Origin of the sequence: Hydrotalea flava, from assembly GCF_001623405.1 — a bacterium.
Taxonomy (GTDB): domain Bacteria; phylum Bacteroidota; class Bacteroidia; order Chitinophagales; family Chitinophagaceae; genus Hydrotalea; species Hydrotalea flava.
The window spans coordinates 148,302-169,327 of sequence record NZ_LUHG01000100.1 but is presented as its reverse complement, the minus strand read 5'-3'; the positions used below and the strand labels follow the sequence as shown (position 1 = coordinate 169,327).

12 protein-coding genes are annotated in these 21,026 nt (G+C 36.8%); 2 read left to right on the top strand and 10 right to left on the bottom strand.

The window, feature by feature from the left end; genetic code table 11:
- Positions 1 to 44 precede the first annotated feature (44 nt).
- Positions 45 to 1,166 (top strand): lactonase family protein, encoded by a 1,122-nt coding sequence (locus A0F92_RS12795; protein ID WP_068246806.1) that lies wholly within the window; start codon positions 45 to 47, stop codon positions 1,164 to 1,166.
- Here A0F92_RS12795 and thrC read toward each other — a convergent pair.
- From thrC to thrA, 3 genes are all read right to left on the bottom strand, one after another.
- Positions 1,143 to 2,447 (bottom strand): threonine synthase, encoded by a 1,305-nt coding sequence (gene thrC, locus A0F92_RS12790; RefSeq protein ID WP_068246803.1) that lies wholly within the window; start codon positions 2,445 to 2,447, stop codon positions 1,143 to 1,145. The genes A0F92_RS12795 and thrC overlap by 24 nt on opposite strands.
- A gap of 91 nt (positions 2,448 to 2,538) precedes the next feature.
- Positions 2,539 to 3,471 carry a homoserine kinase gene (locus tag A0F92_RS12785; RefSeq protein ID WP_253810448.1) on the bottom strand — a complete coding sequence of 311 codons (933 nt, stop codon included), beginning with the start codon at positions 3,469 to 3,471 and terminating at the stop codon, positions 2,539 to 2,541.
- Positions 3,472 to 3,546: 75 nt separating this feature from the next.
- Positions 3,547 to 5,985, bottom strand: coding sequence for a bifunctional aspartate kinase/homoserine dehydrogenase I (thrA, locus tag A0F92_RS12780; protein WP_068246800.1), 2,439 nt, complete (start codon positions 5,983 to 5,985; stop codon positions 3,547 to 3,549).
- A 345-nt stretch (positions 5,986 to 6,330) separates the two neighbouring features.
- On the opposite strand from thrA, the gene A0F92_RS12775 reads away from it, so the two are divergent.
- Entirely contained in the window at positions 6,331 to 8,904 is a 2,574-nt protein-coding gene (locus A0F92_RS12775; protein WP_068246797.1) for a phosphoenolpyruvate carboxylase, read from the top strand.
- A gap of 174 nt (positions 8,905 to 9,078) precedes the next feature.
- Here the strand turns inward: A0F92_RS12775 and nhaA are convergent, their stop codons facing one another.
- From nhaA to gltB, 7 genes are all read right to left on the bottom strand, one after another.
- Positions 9,079 to 10,302 carry a Na+/H+ antiporter NhaA gene (nhaA, locus tag A0F92_RS12770; RefSeq protein WP_068246793.1) on the bottom strand — a complete coding sequence of 408 codons (1,224 nt, stop codon included), beginning with the start codon at positions 10,300 to 10,302 and terminating at the stop codon, positions 9,079 to 9,081.
- A 136-nt stretch (positions 10,303 to 10,438) separates the two neighbouring features.
- A complete protein-coding gene (locus tag A0F92_RS12765; protein WP_068246790.1) occupies positions 10,439 to 12,037 on the bottom strand; it encodes an ammonium transporter in 1,599 nt (532 codons plus the stop codon).
- A gap of 42 nt (positions 12,038 to 12,079) precedes the next feature.
- Positions 12,080 to 12,670, bottom strand: coding sequence for an outer membrane beta-barrel protein (locus A0F92_RS15885; protein ID WP_253810446.1), 591 nt, complete (start codon positions 12,668 to 12,670; stop codon positions 12,080 to 12,082).
- Positions 12,627 to 13,124: an outer membrane beta-barrel protein gene (locus A0F92_RS15880; protein ID WP_068246785.1), complete on the bottom strand. Its 498-nt coding sequence runs from the start codon at positions 13,122 to 13,124 to the stop codon at positions 12,627 to 12,629. The genes A0F92_RS15885 and A0F92_RS15880 overlap by 44 nt, the downstream gene beginning before the upstream one ends.
- Before the next feature lie 80 nt (positions 13,125 to 13,204).
- Positions 13,205 to 14,620: an ammonium transporter gene (locus A0F92_RS12750; RefSeq protein ID WP_068246782.1), complete on the bottom strand. Its 1,416-nt coding sequence runs from the start codon at positions 14,618 to 14,620 to the stop codon at positions 13,205 to 13,207.
- Positions 14,621 to 14,855: 235 nt separating this feature from the next.
- On the bottom strand, positions 14,856 to 16,364 hold the full coding sequence (locus A0F92_RS12745) for a glutamate synthase subunit beta (protein ID WP_068247116.1): 1,509 nt from the start codon (positions 16,362 to 16,364) through the stop codon (positions 14,856 to 14,858).
- A 52-nt stretch (positions 16,365 to 16,416) separates the two neighbouring features.
- Positions 16,417 to 20,958, bottom strand: a complete 4,542-nt coding sequence (gene gltB / locus A0F92_RS12740; protein ID WP_449404423.1) for a glutamate synthase large subunit — start codon at positions 20,956 to 20,958, stop codon at positions 16,417 to 16,419.
- Between the last annotated feature and the right edge of the window lie 68 nt (positions 20,959 to 21,026).

Here is a 21,026-nt window from a genome sequence, read left to right as displayed (position 1 = left end):
GCTTTCATTTTAAAATATTTACCTTGTACTTAAAATTAATTTTTATGCGTTTATTGCTTGCGCTGTGCTGTTCAGTTTTTTCTTTATTAGGAATCAGTCAGCCCCATGAATATTATATGATGGTAGGTAGTTATACCAATCATATTGAAGTGTATAAGTTTAATACGAATACCGGTTCTGCTAATTTGGTGAGTACATTTACTGGAACATCCAATCCTTCTTATCTTACTGTTTCAGATAATGGCAAATTTGTTTATGCTGTGAATGAAAATCACAAAGAAATTCCGGGGGCCGTAAGTGCCTTTTCCTTCAATAAAAAAAATGGAACACTACAATTGTTAAATACCACGCCAAGTGGGGGAGATGATCCCTGCTATATTGATGTAGATGCTACCCATACATGGGCTGCTGTGGCTAATTATAGCAGCGGTAGCTTGTCTATGTTAAAGATTAATGCAGATGGTTCTTTGCAACCACTGGCACAAAATATAGAGCATCACGGATATAGTGTAAATGTTACCCGACAGGAACAGGCACATGTGCATTGTACCATTTTTTCTCCTGGCAATAAATATTTATTTGTGGATGATTTAGGAACAGATAAAGTGTATCAATATCATTTTAATCCTACCAATGAAACAGCGCCTTTATCAGAAACAGATACCGCATTATTTGATGTTCCTGACGGATATGGCCCAAGGCATTTAACATTTAGTCCCAACAAAAAATTTGCATACTTAATTACAGAATTGGCCGGTAAAGTAATTTGTTTTAATTATGATAGCAATACCGGGCGGCTGCAAGCCATACAAACCATTGCATCATGTACTGTTGGTGATCCCAATGAGCGGGGAAGTGCAGACATTCATATTACTCCTGATGGGAAATATTTATATACTTCAAATCGGGGTAAGGCAAACGATATTACCATTTACCGAATTGCTGCCAATGGTACTTTAACGGAATTGGGGCATCAATCAACATTGGGTATACATCCCAGAAATTTTACCATTGATCCTACCGGAAAATTTTTATTGGTGGCCAATAGAGATACCAATAATATTGTGGTATTTACCATATATAAGAGTACCGGTATGTTAGTACCCACCGGTGTACAAATAAAAACGGAAAAGCCGGTTTGTTTAAAAATGTTTCCTGTTCAATAACCATTCTTTCAATGCATTAAAGTTTGCAGGCATATTCATACTTGTTTTTTCTTTAGTGAACAGTTCCTCAATAGCTTCCGGAATGGGTACCTCATAACCTGTGGCAGTTTTAACTACATCAGGAAATTTTACCGGGTGTGCAGTTGCAGCTATATAACCTTGCAAATTTGGAAATTGTTGTAAATAGCGTGATAATGCCGCAAAAGCAACTGCTCCATGCGGGTCTAACAAATAATTATATTGTTGATATACTGTTTGAATGGTTTGTATTGTAGTTGCATCATCAATACTAAAACTGCTTATTTTATTTTTTAATGATTGAAATGAGTGTTGAAATATTTCAAGAATTCTTATGAAATTACTTGGATTGCCCACGTCCATTGCATTGGAAAAGGTTGGAACAGAATGTTGCGCCTGATAAGTGCCGGTACTTAAATAGTTGGTTACTACTTTATTGGCATTACAAGCTGCAATAAAATGCTGAACAGGCAGGCCCGAATGGTGTGCCAGTATTGCTGCACCGATATTACCAAAATTACCGCTTGGTACAGATATAACGGGAGGGGTTTGCTGTTGCCATTGCTGGTATGCAAAAAAATAATACAATTGTTGTGGCAGCCATCTGGCTACATTGATAGAGTTGGCAGAAGTAAGCGTTAATTTCCTGTTTAAATCTTTATCCATAAATGCTTCCTTCACCATTGCCTGGCAATCATCAAAATTACCTTCAATTTCAAGTGCTGTAATATTATTACCCGGTGTTGTTAATTGCAATTCCTGTACTTTACTTACTTTATTTTTGGGATATAAAATAATTACTTCAACACCTTTCACACCTAAAAATCCATGAGCAACAGCACCGCCGGTATCGCCGGAAGTAGCTACCAGCACAGTTACCGGCTGGGTATTATTCCGGTTAAAATAAGCCAGACATCTGCTCATAAATCTTGCGCCTACATCTTTAAAAGCTAAGGTTGGACCATGAAATAACTCCAATGCAGCGATGGAGGGTGTGATGGTTACTAAAGGAAATGGGAAGCCAACCGTTTCCTCAATAATTTTTTCAAGAATGGATAGTGGCATTGCATTACCCACATAAGGTTGCATTACGGTTACCCCAATCTCTGTTTTTGTGTAGTTTTGAATATTTTCAATAAATCCTTTGGGTAAAGCAGGTATGTTTTCCGGAAAATACAACCCTTTATCCGGTGCCTGTCCCTGAATGGCGGCTACTGAAAAATCTACAACAGGAGCTTTATGGTTTAAACTAAAATATTTCATGATTATAAAATAAATGGATGTTGATGTGATGTTTTAAAATGAAATGTGTAGCCAATACTTATTTGTTATAAATAAATTATATATACATATCTTAATTGATGATTTTTACACCTTGCTGATTAATAGTGGTTACATGGGTATAGTAATCTAAACCAATAGCATTGTATACCTCTTTCATAATATTTTCAACTGCAATGGCTATGTCTTTGGTTTTGCTTAGCATAAAAATAGAAGGACCTGAACCTGAAATACCGCCACCTAAAGCACCCACTTCTTTACATTTGTTCTTTATTTCATAAAATCCTGGAATTAATATGCTTCTTACCGGTTCAATGATTACATCTTCTAAGCTTCTTGAAATTAATTCATAATCGTGTTGAATAAAACCTGCTACCAAACCTGCAATGTTACCCCACTGTTTGATAGCATCTTTTAGTAAAACATTTTGTTTTAAAATTTGACGGGCATCGGCTGTTCTCACCTCAATTTGAGGATGAACAACGGTTACATATAAATCGGGAGCTGCTATGGGAATAATATCTAATGGAAAAATAGAACGGATGAGTGTAACGCCACCATAAATTGCCGGTGCAATATTATCGGCATGTTTTACTCCACTGGCCACTTTTTCACCAAACATGGCAAAACGAACCAGGTCTAATTGGTTAAAATAATTATTTAATAAAAAGTTGGCTGCAACCACTACACCTGCTGCACTGGCTGCGCTGGAACCTATTCCACTGCCGGGTTTAATTTGTTTTTTACTGATCAGTGTAAATCCATTTATTTCAGGTACTGCTTCTAAAAATGCTAAAAGTGCAGCTCCGGCAACATTTTCTTCCGCTTTAAGTGGTAGGTTAAAATTATCTTCATTTATTATTGTAACACCTTTGGTATCGCTAATAGTTAAGGTATAGAAATCCTCAGGTTGATTGATTGCAAAACCCAGAATATCAAAACCGCATACTATATTGGCAACAGTTGCAGGACTACTAACGGTAATGCTTTGTTGTTTTATTTGCACAATTTCTTTTTTGCTTTTTAAAAATATTGCTATAAGTGAACAGAAAGCTTATGTACACTTTATAGGTATTCATCATTAATGAGCCACCCGAATAATATCCGCAAAAACTCCTGATGCAGTTACATCGGCACCTGCACCGGCCCCTTTTATTACAAGGGGTTGTTCCGGATATCTCTGTGTATAAAACAATACAATATTATCTTTTCCGTATAAATGATAAAAATCAGAATCAGCAGGTATATGCTTTAATCCTACCTCGGCTTTTCCATTTACATACTCAGCTACAAATTTTAGCTTACAGTTGTTTGCGCTAGCCTTTAAGTATAATTCTTTAAAATGTGCTTCATGTTTTTCTAATTCCACATAAAAATCGTCTACGGTTCCCTGCATACAAGATGGCGGTAAAAAAGAATGATTGGTTACATCTTCCATTTCTATAGCAGTTCCCGCTTCTCTGGCCAATATCATTATTTTACGCATTACATCTGTACCACCTAAATCTAACCTTGGATCGGGTTCAGTATAACCTTCTTTTTGTGCTTGTTTTACAACTGTTGCAAACGTTTCAGTAGCATTATAATTGTTAAAAACATAATTTAAGGTACCTGACAATACAGCCTGAATTTTATGAACACTATCGCCGCTTCTAATTAAATCATTTAATGTTCCTATCACTGGCAATCCTGCACCTACGTTGGTTTCAAAGAAGTAGGGAACATTAAACTCCTTGGCTAATTGTTTCAACTTTATATAATTTTTATAGGCAGAAGAGGCTGCAATTTTATTGCATGCAACAATAGCTATAGAGTGGGATAATAATTCGGCATAGGTATCTGCCACCTGATGATTGGCAGTAACATCTACAACAACACTGTTACGTAAGTTCTTTAACAAAATGGTTTCAATAAACCCACTCAATTTCATGGGTGGCGCTTCTTGTAATAATTGATTCCAATTGTTGAGTTGAAGGCCATCATCATTAAAAAGCATGTGCCTGCTATTGCCAATACCGGTAATTCTGATTTGCAAATTCAAATGATGCAGTAAATATTCTTGTTGTTGTTTAATTTGTTCCAATAATTTACTACCTACATTTCCGGAACCTATAATAAAAAGGTTCAGTTGTTTGTAACTCGATTCGAAAAATGCCTCATGTAAAACATTGACTGCTTTTTTTACATCTTTAAAAGCAACTACAGCAGAAATATTTCTTTCTGATGAGCCTTGCGCAATTGCCCTGATGTTTACACCATTTCTGCCCAGTGCTGCAAACATTTTTCCTGCAATTCCCGGGTGGCTTTTCATTTTATCGCCAACTAAAGCAATAATCGATAATTCATGTTCAACTTTCAAAGGATCTACTTTTCCCGAAGCAATTTCATTGGCAAAATGCTCATCTACAAAGTGTTTAGCCATATTTGCATCTGCGCTGTTTACTGCCACACATATAGAATGTTCAGAAGAACTTTGTGTTATCAGTATAACATTAATTCCTGCTGAAGATAATGCTTCGAACAAGCGTTTTGAAAAACCGGGAATACCTACCATGCCGCTGCCCTCTAAGCTAAGCAGACTAATGGTATTGATACTGGATATTCCTGTAATAATTTCATTTTTTTGTGCTGAAATGTTTTCAATAACGGTACCGGGCTGCTGAGGTTGAAAAGTATTTTTAATCCATATTGGAATAAGTTGTTGCATTGCCGGTTGTATGGTAGGCGGATAAATTACTTTTGCTCCAAAATGCGATAATTCCATGGCCTCTCTGTAAGAAGTGGAAGGAATGGTTTTTGCATTTGAAACCCATCTCGGATCGGCTGTCATCATTCCGGTAACATCGGTCCAAATTTCTAATGCTTCTGATTGTATGGCTGCTGCAAAAATTGCTGCAGTATAATCTGAGCCACCTCGTCCCAGTGTAGTAGTTAAACCCTCCTGATTGGCAGCAATAAAGCCGGGGGAAACAAATTTTTTTGAGGACGATTGTGCAATACAATCCTGTATATTTTTATTGGTTACCGGAAAAATAACCTGTGCAAATCCGAATTGGCTGTTGGTGGTAATTAATTTTCTGCTATCCAGCCATTCGTTGTTAATTTGAATGGCATTCAAATAATGAGAAATGATAGTGGATGAAAGCAATTCTCCATAGCTCACAATTCTATCCATGGTTCTTTTAGATAATTCACCTAATCGGAATACGCCTTCACATATATCTTCTAATTCATTAAATTTTTGTTTTACGTTGCTTAGGCAACTGCTCTGTATAGTTACAGGTAATAAATTTTTAACGGTTTCTAAATGCCGGGTTTCTAAATTTAGTAACAATTGTTTGTAGTTATCATCGCCTTTGGCCGCAGTAGTGCCTGTTTGTATTAATGCATCTGTAACACCACCCAATGCTGAAACTACAATAATGGATTGTTCATATTTTTTATCAGCTACTATCTCAGCTACTTTTTTTATATTCTCTGCATTTGCAACAGAGGAACCGCCAAATTTTAAAACCTTCATAAATTTAAATTATTTTATATAATAATTATTTTTTAAAATATACATTTCAATTTGCCTACTAGTATTAACTTTGTTAAAATAAATTCTTTTTGAAGAAAACAGCGAAAATGCCCAATGTGTAATATAAAATAATGTTACCCTTTACAGGGTAGTAGTAGTGGTGGTAGAAAATATGTAAATGATGGAGTTAATCATTGCTAAATAAAAATCAATTTTTATTGCTGTTTTTTTACTGATTGTAATGCTAAGGTAAATAAAATCTAATTATACTACCAAAATATTTATTAATTTTCAAGCCCAAAACGATGGCCTGTCACTTTTTTAATCTAAAATTTTTATACTATCATGTCTGCGTCAGCTAATTTATCCGTATTTCAAAGCCAGGTGGCTATTAAGTTTCAGTTATACAATAGTTTGTTCACATCATTACCTTTTCACAGAATTGAGAAAACCGGTATTTTGGTTTCATTGCTTTTATTAAATTGTGAAGAAGGATATAAAAAAAAGCAAGGACCGTTAGAAATTATTCAGGAATTTTTTAATAAACAAACCAATTTAAATTCTGAGCAAGAAAAAATTGATTTGCTTTTTAGGTTTGTTCAATATATTGAAAGACAGGTAGTATTGTTTGATGCCTTAGAAGATGCAGCTTTTAAGGAAGTAAATGATATGCAGGGCAAAGGAACTGTAAAACAATTACTGTTAGAAGCAGATCAAAAGCAGGTGATGGATACTTTGAAAAAACGTATCAATGATTTTAGTATTCAGTTAGTGCTCACTGCTCATCCTACTCAATTTTACAGGGGTGCTGTATTGGGCATTATTCATGATCTTTCTTCTGCCATCAATACCAATAATGAAAAACAGATATATACTTATTTGCAACAATTAGGAAGAACTCCTTTTTTTCAACAACAAAAACCTACTCCCTTCGATGAAGCAGTTAGTTTAATATGGTATCTTGAAAATGTATTTTATCATGCTGCAGGCCGCATTATTACTTATATTAAAGAAAATGTACCTGGTTTATTAAGTGAGCATCATGCTATCATTAGAATGGGTTTTTGGCCGGGTGGTGATAGAGATGGTAATCCGTTTGTTACTCGTGATATCAGTTTAAAGGTAGCCAATGTGCTACGTGAAAGTATTATTCGTTCCTATTTCAGTGAAGTTAGAAAGTTAAAGCGGCGTTTAACTTTTAAAGGGGTAGATGTAGCTTTAACTAATTTGGAAAAAAGATTGTACGATAATTTATTTGTTCCAGAGCATGAATTTGATTTAACCAAAAATGAAATTGTACAAGCACTGGAAAAAATAAGGTATCAACTCATTTATGAACACAATCATCTTTTTGTAAATCTGGTTGAATCATTCATTAATAAAGTTGAATTGTTTGGGTTGCATTTTGCAACATTAGATATTAGGCAGGATAGCAGTATTCATGCCAGAATTTTTGACTTTCTTATTCATGATACCAATGTCTTGCCCAAAGATTATGCTGCATCAAGTGATGCTGAAAAATTAAACATGCTGGCTGCTATTGAAACTACAATTGATTCAGGAGTTTTGAAAGATCCCGTACAAAAAGATACATTAGATATTATTGCTGCAATTCGTGATATACAGCATTTAAACGGCGAGGCGGGTTGTAACCGATATATTATTAGCCATTGCTTTAGTGCCATTAATGTAATGGAAGTTTTTGGTATGTTTTTATTAATGGGGTGGAAGAAAGAAGATTTAAACATAGATATTGTTCCACTATTTGAAACCATTGATGATTTAAAAAATGCTGCTGCGATTATGGAAACATTGTATCAGCAAAATACCTATCGTGCACATCTTCAAAAAAGGCATAATAAGCAAACCATCATGCTGGGCTTTTCAGACGGAACAAAAGATGGCGGTTATTTAATGGCTAACTGGAGTATTTATAAAACGAAAGAGGCATTAACCGATATCTCAAAACAATATGGAATTGACGTAGTGTTTTTTGATGGACGTGGCGGCCCTCCTGCCAGAGGCGGTGGTAAAACTCATCAATTCTATGCATCAATGGGCAGCAATATTTCCAACAAAGAAATACAGTTAACCATTCAAGGCCAAACCGTTAGTTCTAATTTTGGTACGATCGATTCAGCACAATACAATATTGAGCAATTAATACATGCCGGCATATCGAATGAAATTTTTTCTAATAATAAAATAACATTAGAAAAAATGGAAGAACAATTAATGGAAGCAATTGCCGAAACCAGTTATCAGGCTTATTTACAATTAAAAAATCATCCTTATTTTATTGATTATCTGGTGCATGTTAGTCCGCTTAAATTATATTCAGAAACCAACATAGGAAGCAGGCCTACCAAAAGAGGTGGTTCCAGTAAATTAACTTTGAATGATTTGCGTGCCATACCTTTTGTAGGCTCGTGGAGTCAAATAAAACAAAATGTTACCGGTTATTATGGAGTTGGAACCGCTTTGCAAGCTGCAGAGCATCAAGGGAAATGGGACGCTATTAAAGCATTATACCAGCATTCATTATTTTTCAAAACTTTAATTGATAATTGTGAGATGGCCATGCAAAAATGTTTCTTTCCATTAACCGCATTTTTAGCAAATGATGAAAAGTATGGTGAAATTTGGAATATGGTTTATAGCGAATATGAACTCACAAAAAAATATATACTGCTTTTAAACAACAAATCTGGCTTAATGGCAGATTATCCTGTTGATCAAATGTCTATTCAAATGCGTGAACGTATTGTTTTACCGTTGGTAACCATTCAACAATATGCTATTACGAAAGTTAGAGAGCTGGAAGCATATTCTTCACAAGAATCATTAAAAAATACTTACGAAAAATTAGCAATGCGTTGTTCCTTTGGTATTATTAATGCCGGACGAAATTCTGCTTAGCCTTGCAAAAAATAGGAGGATGTATCAAAAGCAAAAAGAAGGGGCTGAGATTTGCATAAACGAAAATTTTCTCCATTCCCTTACCGAATAAAAAGAGGCTGCATAGCACTTTTGATACAGCCTCTTTACTTTCTTAAGTGTTTGTAAGAAAGTGCTCACAACAATTTTAAGCAATTAGTTTTGAGAAATAATCCATTCATTTGAAGCGCTGGAATTTAATATTTGTTGTGTACGGGTAAGTTTTATTTTCCTGATATCTAATACAAAAAAGTAAATACTACTGATAATGAACGACAAGCACATAGCCAACATAATAGCAACAGTTGCTTCTTCCTTAAATTCCTGATTTTTAAATGCCAATGTGGTGGTAAAAATTGACATTGTAAACCCTATGCCTGCTAATGTACCCATGCCTATTAATTGTGTCCAATTTGTTTTAGCCGGTAAGTGCGCAATTTTAAAATAAACCAATATTCTGCTAAACAAATAAATGCCCAATGGTTTCCCAATTACTAATCCAACAATAATGCCCATACTTATTGGGCTAATCATATGATTAAATAAGTTATCCGGTAGTATAATTGCCGTGTTGGCTAATGCAAATAATGGGAGAATAAGGTAATTAACCGGGAAATGTATTGCTTTCTCAACTGAAGGTAAAAAATTAACCGGCAAGGCAAATGCTACCAACACACCTGTAATGCCCGCCTCGATACCTGAGCGATACATGCAATACCATAAAGCAATCGGAATAATGATATATAAAAATATATTTTTTATTTTTAAAATATTTAGTATGATTAGTATTGAATATAAAATACCTGCTGCAGCTAAGAAAAATAAATTTATTTTACCGCCATAAAACAGTGTTACAATTACAATGGCACCTAAATCGTCTATAATAGCCAGTGCCATTAAAAATATTTTTAGACCAACAGGAAATCTTTTACCGATGATAGAAGCAATACCTAATGAAAAAGCAATGTCTGTTGCAGTGGGTATACCCCAACCAGATAAATGGCCGGATGCATGGTTAAATACGGCATATAGTATTGCAGGCATAACCATACCACCTAAGGCAGCACCAAAAGGTAATATTGCTTTTTTAAAGGAAGATAATTCGCCATTTAATAATTCTCTTTTAATTTCCATACCAGCCAGTAAAAAGAAAAATGACATCATAGCTGTATTAATCCATTCTAATGGATTAGCGGGCAAAACCGCCGAAGAGGTTTTGAAAAAATTTTTATGCCAGAACAACTGATATGCATGTGTTTGGGTTGCATTAGAAAATAAAACAGATAGTAGCGTGCAAATAATTAATAAAATACCGGTAACCCTGCTATCATTTAATATTAGCCGGATGGGTTGGATGGCTTTTTTTATATGTTTATACATAACAAAAAGTTTTTTTGGTATAGTAAATAGTGTATTTTATCCGTTTTTTTTAAATATAAGGAGGGGTTTTGCAACCCCATCCCCATATGTATCCCTTCCCATGTGCATAGCTATCAATAGTTAAATAAAATTTATCTTAATCAACATAACCTAAAACACCTGTTTCAGGTATATCCAAACCTGCAATTTCATCAGCCTCTTTGCTTCTTAATGGTATTATTTTATTTAATACTTTGAAAAATATATACATGGTAACAAATACAAATACAAAGCAGGTAATTGTTCCAATGCATTGTGCTATAAATTGTTTATAATCTCCATAAAACAAACCTTTAACAGTACCTGGTACTCCGTTCCAGCCATCACCATAAGAACCATCGGCAAATAAGCCCAACGATAAAACACCCCATGCACCATTGGCTCCATGCACCGCAAATGCACCAACTGGATCATCGATCTTTAATTTGGTATCTACAAAATTGTAAACCAGAATTACCAATATGCCTGAAATGGCTCCGATAATAACTGCAGAAATAGCTGTTACAAAAGCACAAGGTGCTGTTATAGCTACTAAACCTGCTAACATGCCATTGGCAATCATTCCGGGGTCAGCCTTGCTGCCTTTTATATACATGTAAAAAAGAGCTGCTATGGCACCTGCAGCGGAGGCCAGCATGGTATTTACCGCAACAATGCTAATACGTAAATCGCCACCGGCTAATGTTGAACCGGGGTTAAATCCAAACCAGCCAAATGCCAAAATAAATGTTCCAATAATAGCCATAGGAATATTATGACCGGGTATGGTTTTTACGCTGCCATCTTTACCATATTTTCCATATCGGGGGCCAATTACAAGTGCACCGGCTAATGCAGCAACACCGCCAACCATATGCACTACAGAAGATCCTGCAAAATCTACATGTCCATGACCTAAACCAAAATTGGTGCCTAAAGCTGATAACCAGCCACCGCCCCAAACCCAGTTACCAAATAAGGGATATACAAACATTGAAATAAAGAAACCATAAACTATAAATGATTTTAATGTCCAACGTTCAGCCATAGCACCTGTTGGTATAGTGGCTGTAGTATCCATAAAAACCATTTGGAATAAGAACAACGTAAATACGCCTACGTCATATACCTTACTGTTTAAAAAATATGCAGCAGATCCTGCTATTCCAAAATCATGTCCGAATAAATGAATTACCACTTCGTGACTGGTTACTCCCGCTGCGCCACCTAATGTTGCCGGGTTTAATGCGCCACCAAACATAATGGCAAAACCTACTATCCAAAACCCTAACATGCCAATGGCATAAATTAAAAAATTCATCAGCATGGTGTGTGCAACATTTTTCTTTTGTGTAAAACCAGTTTCCACCATTGCAAAACCTGCCTGCATAAACATTACCAAAAACCCTGCAATTAATGTCCACATAATATTGATGGCAATTTTATTATGCCCGTCTGCATCACCAATACTATGCACTGTAGCTGCTAATTGGTTGAGATGTTCAGACAATTTTACAGTACTGCTGTCTTTGGCCTTACTTAAAGTATCTAATGTTTTTACTGCTGCTGTATCAATATCAGATAGTGTGCCCGTTTTGGCACCGGTTGGGTCTTGTGTCCATCCCGATTTTGGAAAAATCATTGCTAGGCTGAAAAGCAATAAAAACGATAGTGCAGTAATTCTTTTTCCTAAAAAAATTGATTTCTTTCTTTTCATTGTAATTTTTTTTAATTAGTAGTTAGTTTTGGTTGGTAATTTTTAAAATTTATATACAGCGGCCAATAAGCAGCTTACATCGCTTTTACTAAATGAATTGAGGCTGCTTTTTGAGAAAATGGCAGATTGCGCATTATCTATTCTTACTTCGGGGATGAGTGTAAGATTATTGATGTGAATGTTTCCGGATAATGTGGTTGCAATAATTCCGGCTCCAACGCCCGCTACATTTTTTTTGTCATCAAAATATTCGCCTCTCAAGGTAAAGCCAACCGTTTTTGTGGCATCATAATTAATGTACAGTGCGTTGCTAGACCAGCTGTTACTAATACCGGCAACTTTTACTGTTTTAATGGTACCATCATAATCTAAACTTAGTTTGTCAGTTACATTTGCATTCAATACCAAATCAAATTGATTGAAGCCATTGCCTCCCTGAAAGTTTAAGAATGCTTTGAAGTGGTCATTCTTTGTTCCGGTACTAAATTGTGCTAAGGCTACTTTGTTACCTGAAGTGGTAGTGGAGAAGTCGGTAGGATCGGCAATGCCCACCATAATAGCAGTTTTGCCACCTAATGATATATCGGCTTTAATACCCGTATGAAAGAAAGGAAGGCCCATAAGAGAAGCCATAACTCATGCTATAGTTTCTATTGGCATAAGCATCCAACACTTCATAACCGATAAAAGTACCAAATTTACCTGCGGTTAAGGTAAGCCCTTTAACAGGCGTATAGGTTAAAAATAACTGTTTAATAGCAGCCATGGTACCTGCATCATTGTAAGAGTAATTTTCGGCTCTTTTTCCAAAGCCTAAATCGGCAGTAGCGCCTACTTTTCCAAAGGAGTGGTCAACTCTAACAGAGGCCATCCCTAATTCAAACGAATTTTTTGAATCGGTAAAACTGGTTAAACTGTTCGATTTACCATCGGAGGAGGGGTCAGTGAAATCAGTTCTGTAATAAGCATCAACAGCGTAAGTAAATGTGGTGTTACTTTCTACTTTTTTTGTGGAGTCCGTTTGAGCCTCAATAGAAGTGACCGCTGCAAAACTTATTGCAGTTAGTTGGCAGATTTTCTTTAACATTGTGGTTGGTTTTTTGTTAATAAAAGGGTACAGCAAATAGGCTTGGTCAGAAGCTTTTTACCTGCTGTACCTTTTTTGATTTATGAAGCATGCATAATAATTTCCTTTTGAATGATGGAACCTTCTTCGTTTTCACCAATCTCTTCTAATAAAATTGTTCCCTGAACGTACTTTTCGTCGTGTTGTGATTTGTCTAATCCTACTTCTTCTTCAGCTGAACTTACCCTTAATGGTAAAATGAAATTGATAAATTTGAATATGGCAAACGACATCGTGAAACTATATGCTACCACTATAAGCATGGCTTTGAATTGAATAAAAAACAAACCAGCATTTCCATACAACCATCCATTATTCCCTGCTGCATTCACCGTTTTAGTGGCTAATAAGCCGGTTAATAGCATGCCAACAATACCACCTAAACCATGGCAGGGAAAAACATCTAATGTATCATCGAGTGTAGACTTTGATTTGTAATGAACCGCGATGTTAGAAATGACGGCTGCAATTACTCCTACAAAAATACTTTGAGGTATACCAATGAAGCCGGATGCAGGAGTAATGGCAACAAGTCCAACCACTGCGCCAATGCAAAAGCCGAGTACAGAGGGTTTTTTACCTTTTACAGCATCAAAAAACATCCATGAACATCCTGCGGCAGCGGCTGCAATACTGGTAGTAGCAAAGGCCGATACAGCCAAAGCATTAGCCGCCATTGCAGAGCCGGCATTAAAACCAAACCAGCCAAACCAAAGCAAACCTGTACCAATTAAAACATAAGGTATATTGGCCGGAGGAATTTCTCTTTGCTCTATATGAGCTTTTCTACGTTTTAATACCAGTGCACCGGCTAAGGCAGCGCAGCCTGCTGAAATATGTACTACGGTTCCACCTGCAAAATCCAGAACACCCATTTTTGCCAGAAAGCCATCCGGATGCCATGTCCAGTGTGCAATGGGTGCATATACCAGTAAACTAAACAATGCAATGAACAATATATATGCCGTGAAGCGAATACGTTCTGCTACAGCGCCTACGACCAAACCGGGTGTTATAATGGCAAACATTAATTGAAATAAGGCAAATAAAGTAAGCGGAATGGTAGGAGCACCTACCCAGGGAGCCCCTGAAGCTACACCATTAAAGAAAAAGTGGGTAGCTGGGTTGCCAATAAATCCTCCAATGGAATCACCAAATGCTAAGCTATACCCTACAACCACCCAAAGAATGCTAACAATACCTGCGGCTACTACACTTTTTATCATAGTAGAAAGTACATTTTTTCTATGCACCATACCGCCGTAAAAGAAGGCTAATCCGGGTGTCATTAAAAATACCAATGCCGTTGCCACCAATATCCAGGCAATATCTGCGGTATTGTATTGGCCTTTGGTATCTACAAAATCTGGTAATGAATGGATAGATAAAGCTGCGATTGCAACAATGCCAAGTAAAGTAAAAGGTGCAATTGCTTTAAAAGATACTTTTTTTACCATGATACAGATTTAAATTTAAATTTAATAAAAATATGAAATTTATTTTGCTAAAATAGCAAAAAATTTACAAAAACAAATAAAAATATCAAATGTAATTTATTATAATTTGAATATATTATTTTGGCAAAATAGTATGAGTTTGTATAAATAACTGATTTTCAAATTTTTATGATAATATAAACAAAAAAGTCACCCAAATGGGTGACTAATTGCAAGGTATTAAAATTTAATTAATTTAAATTACAGCCAATAAAGATTCATCTTTTGTTTCTAAAATTGAACTGCCCATCAAAAATTCATCTACTTTTCTGGCGCATTCTCTGCCTTCACTAATGGCCCATACTACCAGCGATTGGCCTCTTCGCATATCGCCGGCTGTAAATATTTTGGCAATATTGGTTTGATAGTTTTTTTCAGTGGCTTTTACATTGCCCCTTTCATCTAATTCAACGCCAAGTTCTTCTATTAACCCACTGTGTTCAGGATGAACAAAACCCATGGCCAATAATGCCAATTCGCAAGGCATATCTCTTTCACTACCTTCTTTTTCAATAAACCTTGCCGGCTTTCCATCATTCGTAATGGTCCATTCCAAATCCACCACTTTAATGGCTTTCAGGTTGCCGTTTTCATCACCTAAAAAAGCTTTAGTTGCAATTGCCCATTTTCTGTCAGCTCCTTCTTCATGTGAAGTAGTGGTTTTTAATACCATTGGATATGTAGGCCAAGGCATATAAGGGGTTCTGCTTTCCGGTGGTTTGGGTAATAATTCAAATTGTGTAACTGATTTAGCTTTGTGCCGGTTAGAGGTACCTACACAATCACTTCCAGTATCACCACCGCCTATGATGACAACATTTTTGCTTGTGGCCATTAATTCATGCGATAGCATATTACTTTCTATACAGAAGTTTTCATCGGCAGTTGGTTTTTTACCGGCCACTCGTTTATTGTTTTGTTTTAAAAATTGCATGGCAAAATATACGCCATTTAATTCCCTGCCGGGTATGTTCAAATCTCTTGGAAAAGTTGATCCGCCCGCCAATACAATAGCATTGAATTCGCGCAGTAAATCATTAATGCTAACATTTACGCCAACATTGGCATTGCATTTAAATACAACACCTTCTTGTTCCATTAATTGAATTCTTCTATCCACCACAGATTTCTCTAATTTAAAATCGGGTATTCCATAACGCAGCAATCCACCTGGCGCATCATCTCTTTCAAATATGGTTACTGCATGGCCTGCATAGTTTAATTGTGTAGCAGCAGCTAAACCTGCTGGTCCCGAGCCAATTACAGCCACTTTTTTACCGGTGTATACATTGGGTTTTTTGGGTTGAACAAAGCCTTTATCAAAGGCAATTTCAATGATATGTTTTTCAATTTCTTCAATGGTAACTGCAGGCTGATTAATACCTAAAACGCAGGCACTTTCACAAGGAGCGGGGCAAATGCGACCTGTAAATTCCGGAAAATTATTGGTAGAGATGAGGATGTCATAGGCCTCCTTCCAATTACCATCATACACTGCATCATTGAATTCAGGAATAACATTACCCAAGGGGCAGCCATTGTGGCAAAAAGGTACGCCACAATTCATGCAACGGGCTGACTGATGATTGAGTTGTTCCTCTGTAAAGGGAAGTACAAATTCTTTAAAATCTTTTAACCGCTCTTCAACCGGTCTTTTTTTGGGAGTTTCTCTTTGAAATTCTATAAATCCTGTTGGTTTACCCATAATCATTTCTTTTAAAAATAATTGTTATTGCTCTTGTACAATGTTCAAATGCTTACTTAGATTGTTTAACAGTTTTTGTGCTTTTTTCTTTCAGCACTTTTTTATAATCTTTCGGAAATACCTTGATGAAATTTTTCAACTGGTTATCAAAATCATCCATTACAAAACGGGCCACCGCGCTGCCGGTATAATTGTAATGCGCCTGTATTAATTGCTGTAAATCCTTACTGTCTGCTTCATCAAGCGGGTCTAAATCAACCATTTCGGTATTGCAATTCTGTTTAAAATTGTTGTTTACATCATATATGTATGCAATGCCACCACTCATACCCGCAGCAAAGTTTCTTCCGGTATTTCCTAAAATAACCACTTTACCGCCGGTCATATATTCGCAGCCATGATCGCCCACGCCTTCTGTAACGGCTACAACACCCGAATTACGTACGGCAAAACGTTCGCCGGCTTTCCCCCTAATGTAGGCTTCGCCTGAAGTAGCACCATAGAAGGCAACATTGCCAATAATGATATTGTTTTCAGGAATATAAGAAGCGTTTTTGGGTGGATATACAATGAGTTTGGCACCACTTAAACCTTTGCCAAAATAATCATTGGCATCGCCTTCTAACTCAAGCGTAATGCCGTTGGTATTGAAGGCTCCAAAACTTTGGCCTGCTGTGCCGGTAAAATTGAAATGAATGGTATCTGTTGGCAGTCCTTTTGAACGATAAATTTTTGTAATCTCATTGGAAAGTATTGCCCCAACTGTTCTATCGGTATTTTTAATGGGGAAATCGGCTTTTACTTTTTTGCCGCTTTCAATGGCAGGTTTTGCTGCTTCCAATAATTTCCAGTCTAATACACCTTCTAATCCATGATCCTGCTCTTCCTGATGATATAATCCTACATAAGGAGATGCTTCTTCTTTATACAAAATAGGTGAAAGGTCTAGTTTACTGTATTTCCAATGTTTTACATTTTCACGTAGGGTTAAGTTATCTACTTTTCCTACCATTTCATTGATGGTTCTAAAACCAAGTTCTGCCATAATTTCTCTGAGCTCCTGTACTACAAATTGAAAAAAATGTATTACATGTTCAGGATCGCCGGTAAAGCGTTTTCTTAATTCAGGATCTTGTGTGGCAACACCTACCGGGCAGGTGTTTAAATGGCATTTACGCATCATTATACAACCTTCTACAACCAATGCTGCAGTAGCGGCGCCCCATTCTTCAGCACCCATTAAAGTAGCAATAGCAATATCTCTTCCGGTTTTCATTTGTCCATCTGCCTGTAATACAACCCTACTGCGTAATTTATTTTTTACCAAGGTTTGGTGCGCTTCTGCTAAACCAAGTTCCCAAGGTAATCCGGCATGTTTAATTGAACTTAACGGAGAAGCGCCGGTTCCGCCATCATATCCTGAAATTAAAATAACATCGGCTTTTGCTTTTGCTACACCGGCGGCAATGGTTCCAACACCTGCTTTAGCAACTAGTTTTACACTAATTCTGGCTTTTCTATTGGCATTTTTTAAATCGTAAATTAATTGCGCCAAATCTTCAATGGAATAAATATCATGATGGGGTGGAGGAGAAATTAACCCTACACCCGGTGTAGCGTGCCGAACCTTGCCTATCCATTCATCAACCTTATGTCCGGGTAGTTGACCGCCTTCACCGGGTTTAGCACCCTGTGCCATTTTAATTTGCAATTCATCGGCTTCTGAAAGGTACAAACTGGTAACTCCAAAACGGGCAGAAGCCACTTGTTTAATGGCACTGCGCATACTATCGCCATTGGGCAATTTTTCATACCGTAATTCATCTTCACCACCTTCGCCCGTATTACTTTTTCCGCCCAGTCTGTTCATGGCAATGGCCAATGTGCTATGTGCTTCATGTGAAATAGAACCAAAACTCATGGCACCAGTAGCAAAGCGTTTATAGATATTTTCTGCGGGTTCTACTTCATCAATTGAAATTGGTTCACGTGTTCTTTTAAAATCTAACAAACTGCGGATGGTGCAAGCTTTTAAGCCTTGTTCGTTAATTAGTTTTGCATATTTTTTATAGGTATTGTAGTCATTCATTCTGGTAGCATATTGCAACAAATGAATGGTTTGTGGGTTAAATAAATGTTCTTCTCCCTTTCTTTTCCATTGGTATTGTCCACCAACGGCTAATCGTTGTACCGGAATATCTTTTTTACTGAAAGCGAGGTTGTGTTTGGCCAAGGCTTCACGGGCAATTTCATCGAGCCCCATACCCTGAATACGCGAAGTGGCTCCGGTAAAATATTTATCTACTACTGATTTGTTTAAGCCTACTATTTCAAATATTTGTGCCCCCTGATAAGATTGCAGGGTAGAAATACCCATTTTGGAGAAAACTTTTAACAACCCATCGCACACAGCTTTGATATAATTTTTTTTGAGTTGATCAACATCTAATTCGGTTTGCAAATAACCATCAATTTTCATATCCCGAATGGTAGAAAGTGCCAGATAAGGATTAATGGCTGTGGCACCAAATCCAATTAAGCAGGCAAAATGATGCACTTCCCATACATCACCGGCTTCAACAATAATACCTACCTGTCCGCGATAACCTTTTCTAATTAAATGGTGGTGTACTGCTGCAGTGGCTAATAAAGAGGGTATGGGTGCGTGTTCGCTATCAATAGCACGATCTGAAAGAATTAATACTTCAAAGCCATCTTCCACAGCATCAACTGCATAGCGGCAAAGGCGGTCGATGCCTTTTTGCAATGAACCCGGTTTGCCATCGGCACGAAAATAAGTTTGTAAGGTTTTAGCTTGAAAGATACCGGTATCGATACTTCTGATTTTTTCTAATTCGTGGTTGTTGAGTATAGGATGTTTTAAAGCTACACTATGGCAATCTAACGGATCTTCAACTAAAATATTCCCATTGTTACCTGCAAAAGTTGCCAGGCTCATTACCATTTTTTCGCGAATGGGATCAATGGGCGGATTGGTAACTTGTGCAAATAATTGTTTAAAGTAATGGCTTAAGTGTTGTGGTTGATTGCTTAATACAGCTAAAGGTGTATCTGTACCCATTGAACCGATTGGCTCTTTTCCATCTAAAGCCATAGGCGCAATAATGGTTTCCAAATCTTCGGTTGAATAACCAAATGCTTTTTGGTATTTAAAAACCTGATCGTGATGCAAATGGCTAAACGTTACTCTTGGTTCCGGTAATTCTTCTAATCTGATTTTATATTTGTTTAACCACTCTGCATAAGGTTTTTTAGAACATATTTCGTTCTTTAATTCTTCATCACTAATAATTCTACCCTGTTCCATATCAACCACAAACATTTTACCGGGTTGCAGGCGGCCTTTTTCAATTATTAAATCGGGGGCTACGGGTAATACGCCTGTTTCAGAAGCCATGATAACACGATCATCTTTGGTAACGCAATACCTGGACGGACGCAGTCCGTTTCTATCTAAAGTGGCCCCAATAATTTTACCATCTGTAAAAGAAATAGAGGCTGGTCCATCCCATGGTTCCTGAAAAGCTGCATGAAATTCATAGAATGCCTTTTTTACAGCATCCATCTGATCATTGCCATCCCATGCTTCCGGAATCAGCATCATCATTACATGTGGCAATGAACGACCGGAAAGTGTCAGTAATTCAATCATATTGTCTAAGCAAGCGGAGTCTGATTGATTTTCGGTTACAATAGGCAACAGCATATCCATTTCTTCTTTGGTAAAATAAGGCGTAGTAAAGCCTTTTTCACTGGTTTTTAGCCAGTTTAAATTACCCTGGAGGGTATTAATTTCTCCATTGTGTGCAATGTAGCGAAAGGGTTGTGCTAATTTCCAGGAAGGAAAAGTATTGGTAGCAAAACGGGAGTGAACCAAACCGAAAGCACTGACTACTTTTTTGTTTACTAAATCGGGGAAATAATTCCGAACCTGCATACTGGTTAACTGGCCTTTATATACAATGGTTTTGTAAGATAAGGAAGCGATATAAAAACCAATGGCATCTTTTTTTACTGTATCTTGAATAGTATGCGAAGCATAATTTCTTAAAACAAATAATTTTCTTTCAAAGGCATCGGGATGATTGATATGATCGGGGCAGGCAATAAATACCTGTTCCATTTCGGGTTCAACTGAAAGTGCAGTAGGCCCAATATTAGCGGGATTAACCGGTACTTTTCGATAAGCCAATACTTCTAAACCCAATGTTTCGGCTGCACGATTAAAAATATCTCTGCATTCTTCTTTTAAACGAATATCTTTTGGAAACAAAATCATGCCTACACCATATTTACCAAAAGATGGAAGATGTACGCCCAGTTTTACACATTCTTCAAAGAAAAACTCATGGGGTAATTGTATCATAATACCGGCACCGTCACCCGTATTGTTTTCACAACCACAGGCACCCCGGTGCTCCATATTTTCCAAAATGGTTAAGGCATCTAATACATTTTGATGCGATTTGTTTCCCTTAATATTGGCAACGAAGCCAATACCACATGCATCATGCTCAAAAGCGGGGTTGTATAAACCGGTAGTTTCAGCCATTTTTTTGTTATAATTTACCATTGTTATTTAAATTGTTTTTATATAATGGCAGCAATCGTTCAAATATATTCAATTTTTAGAAAAATTTG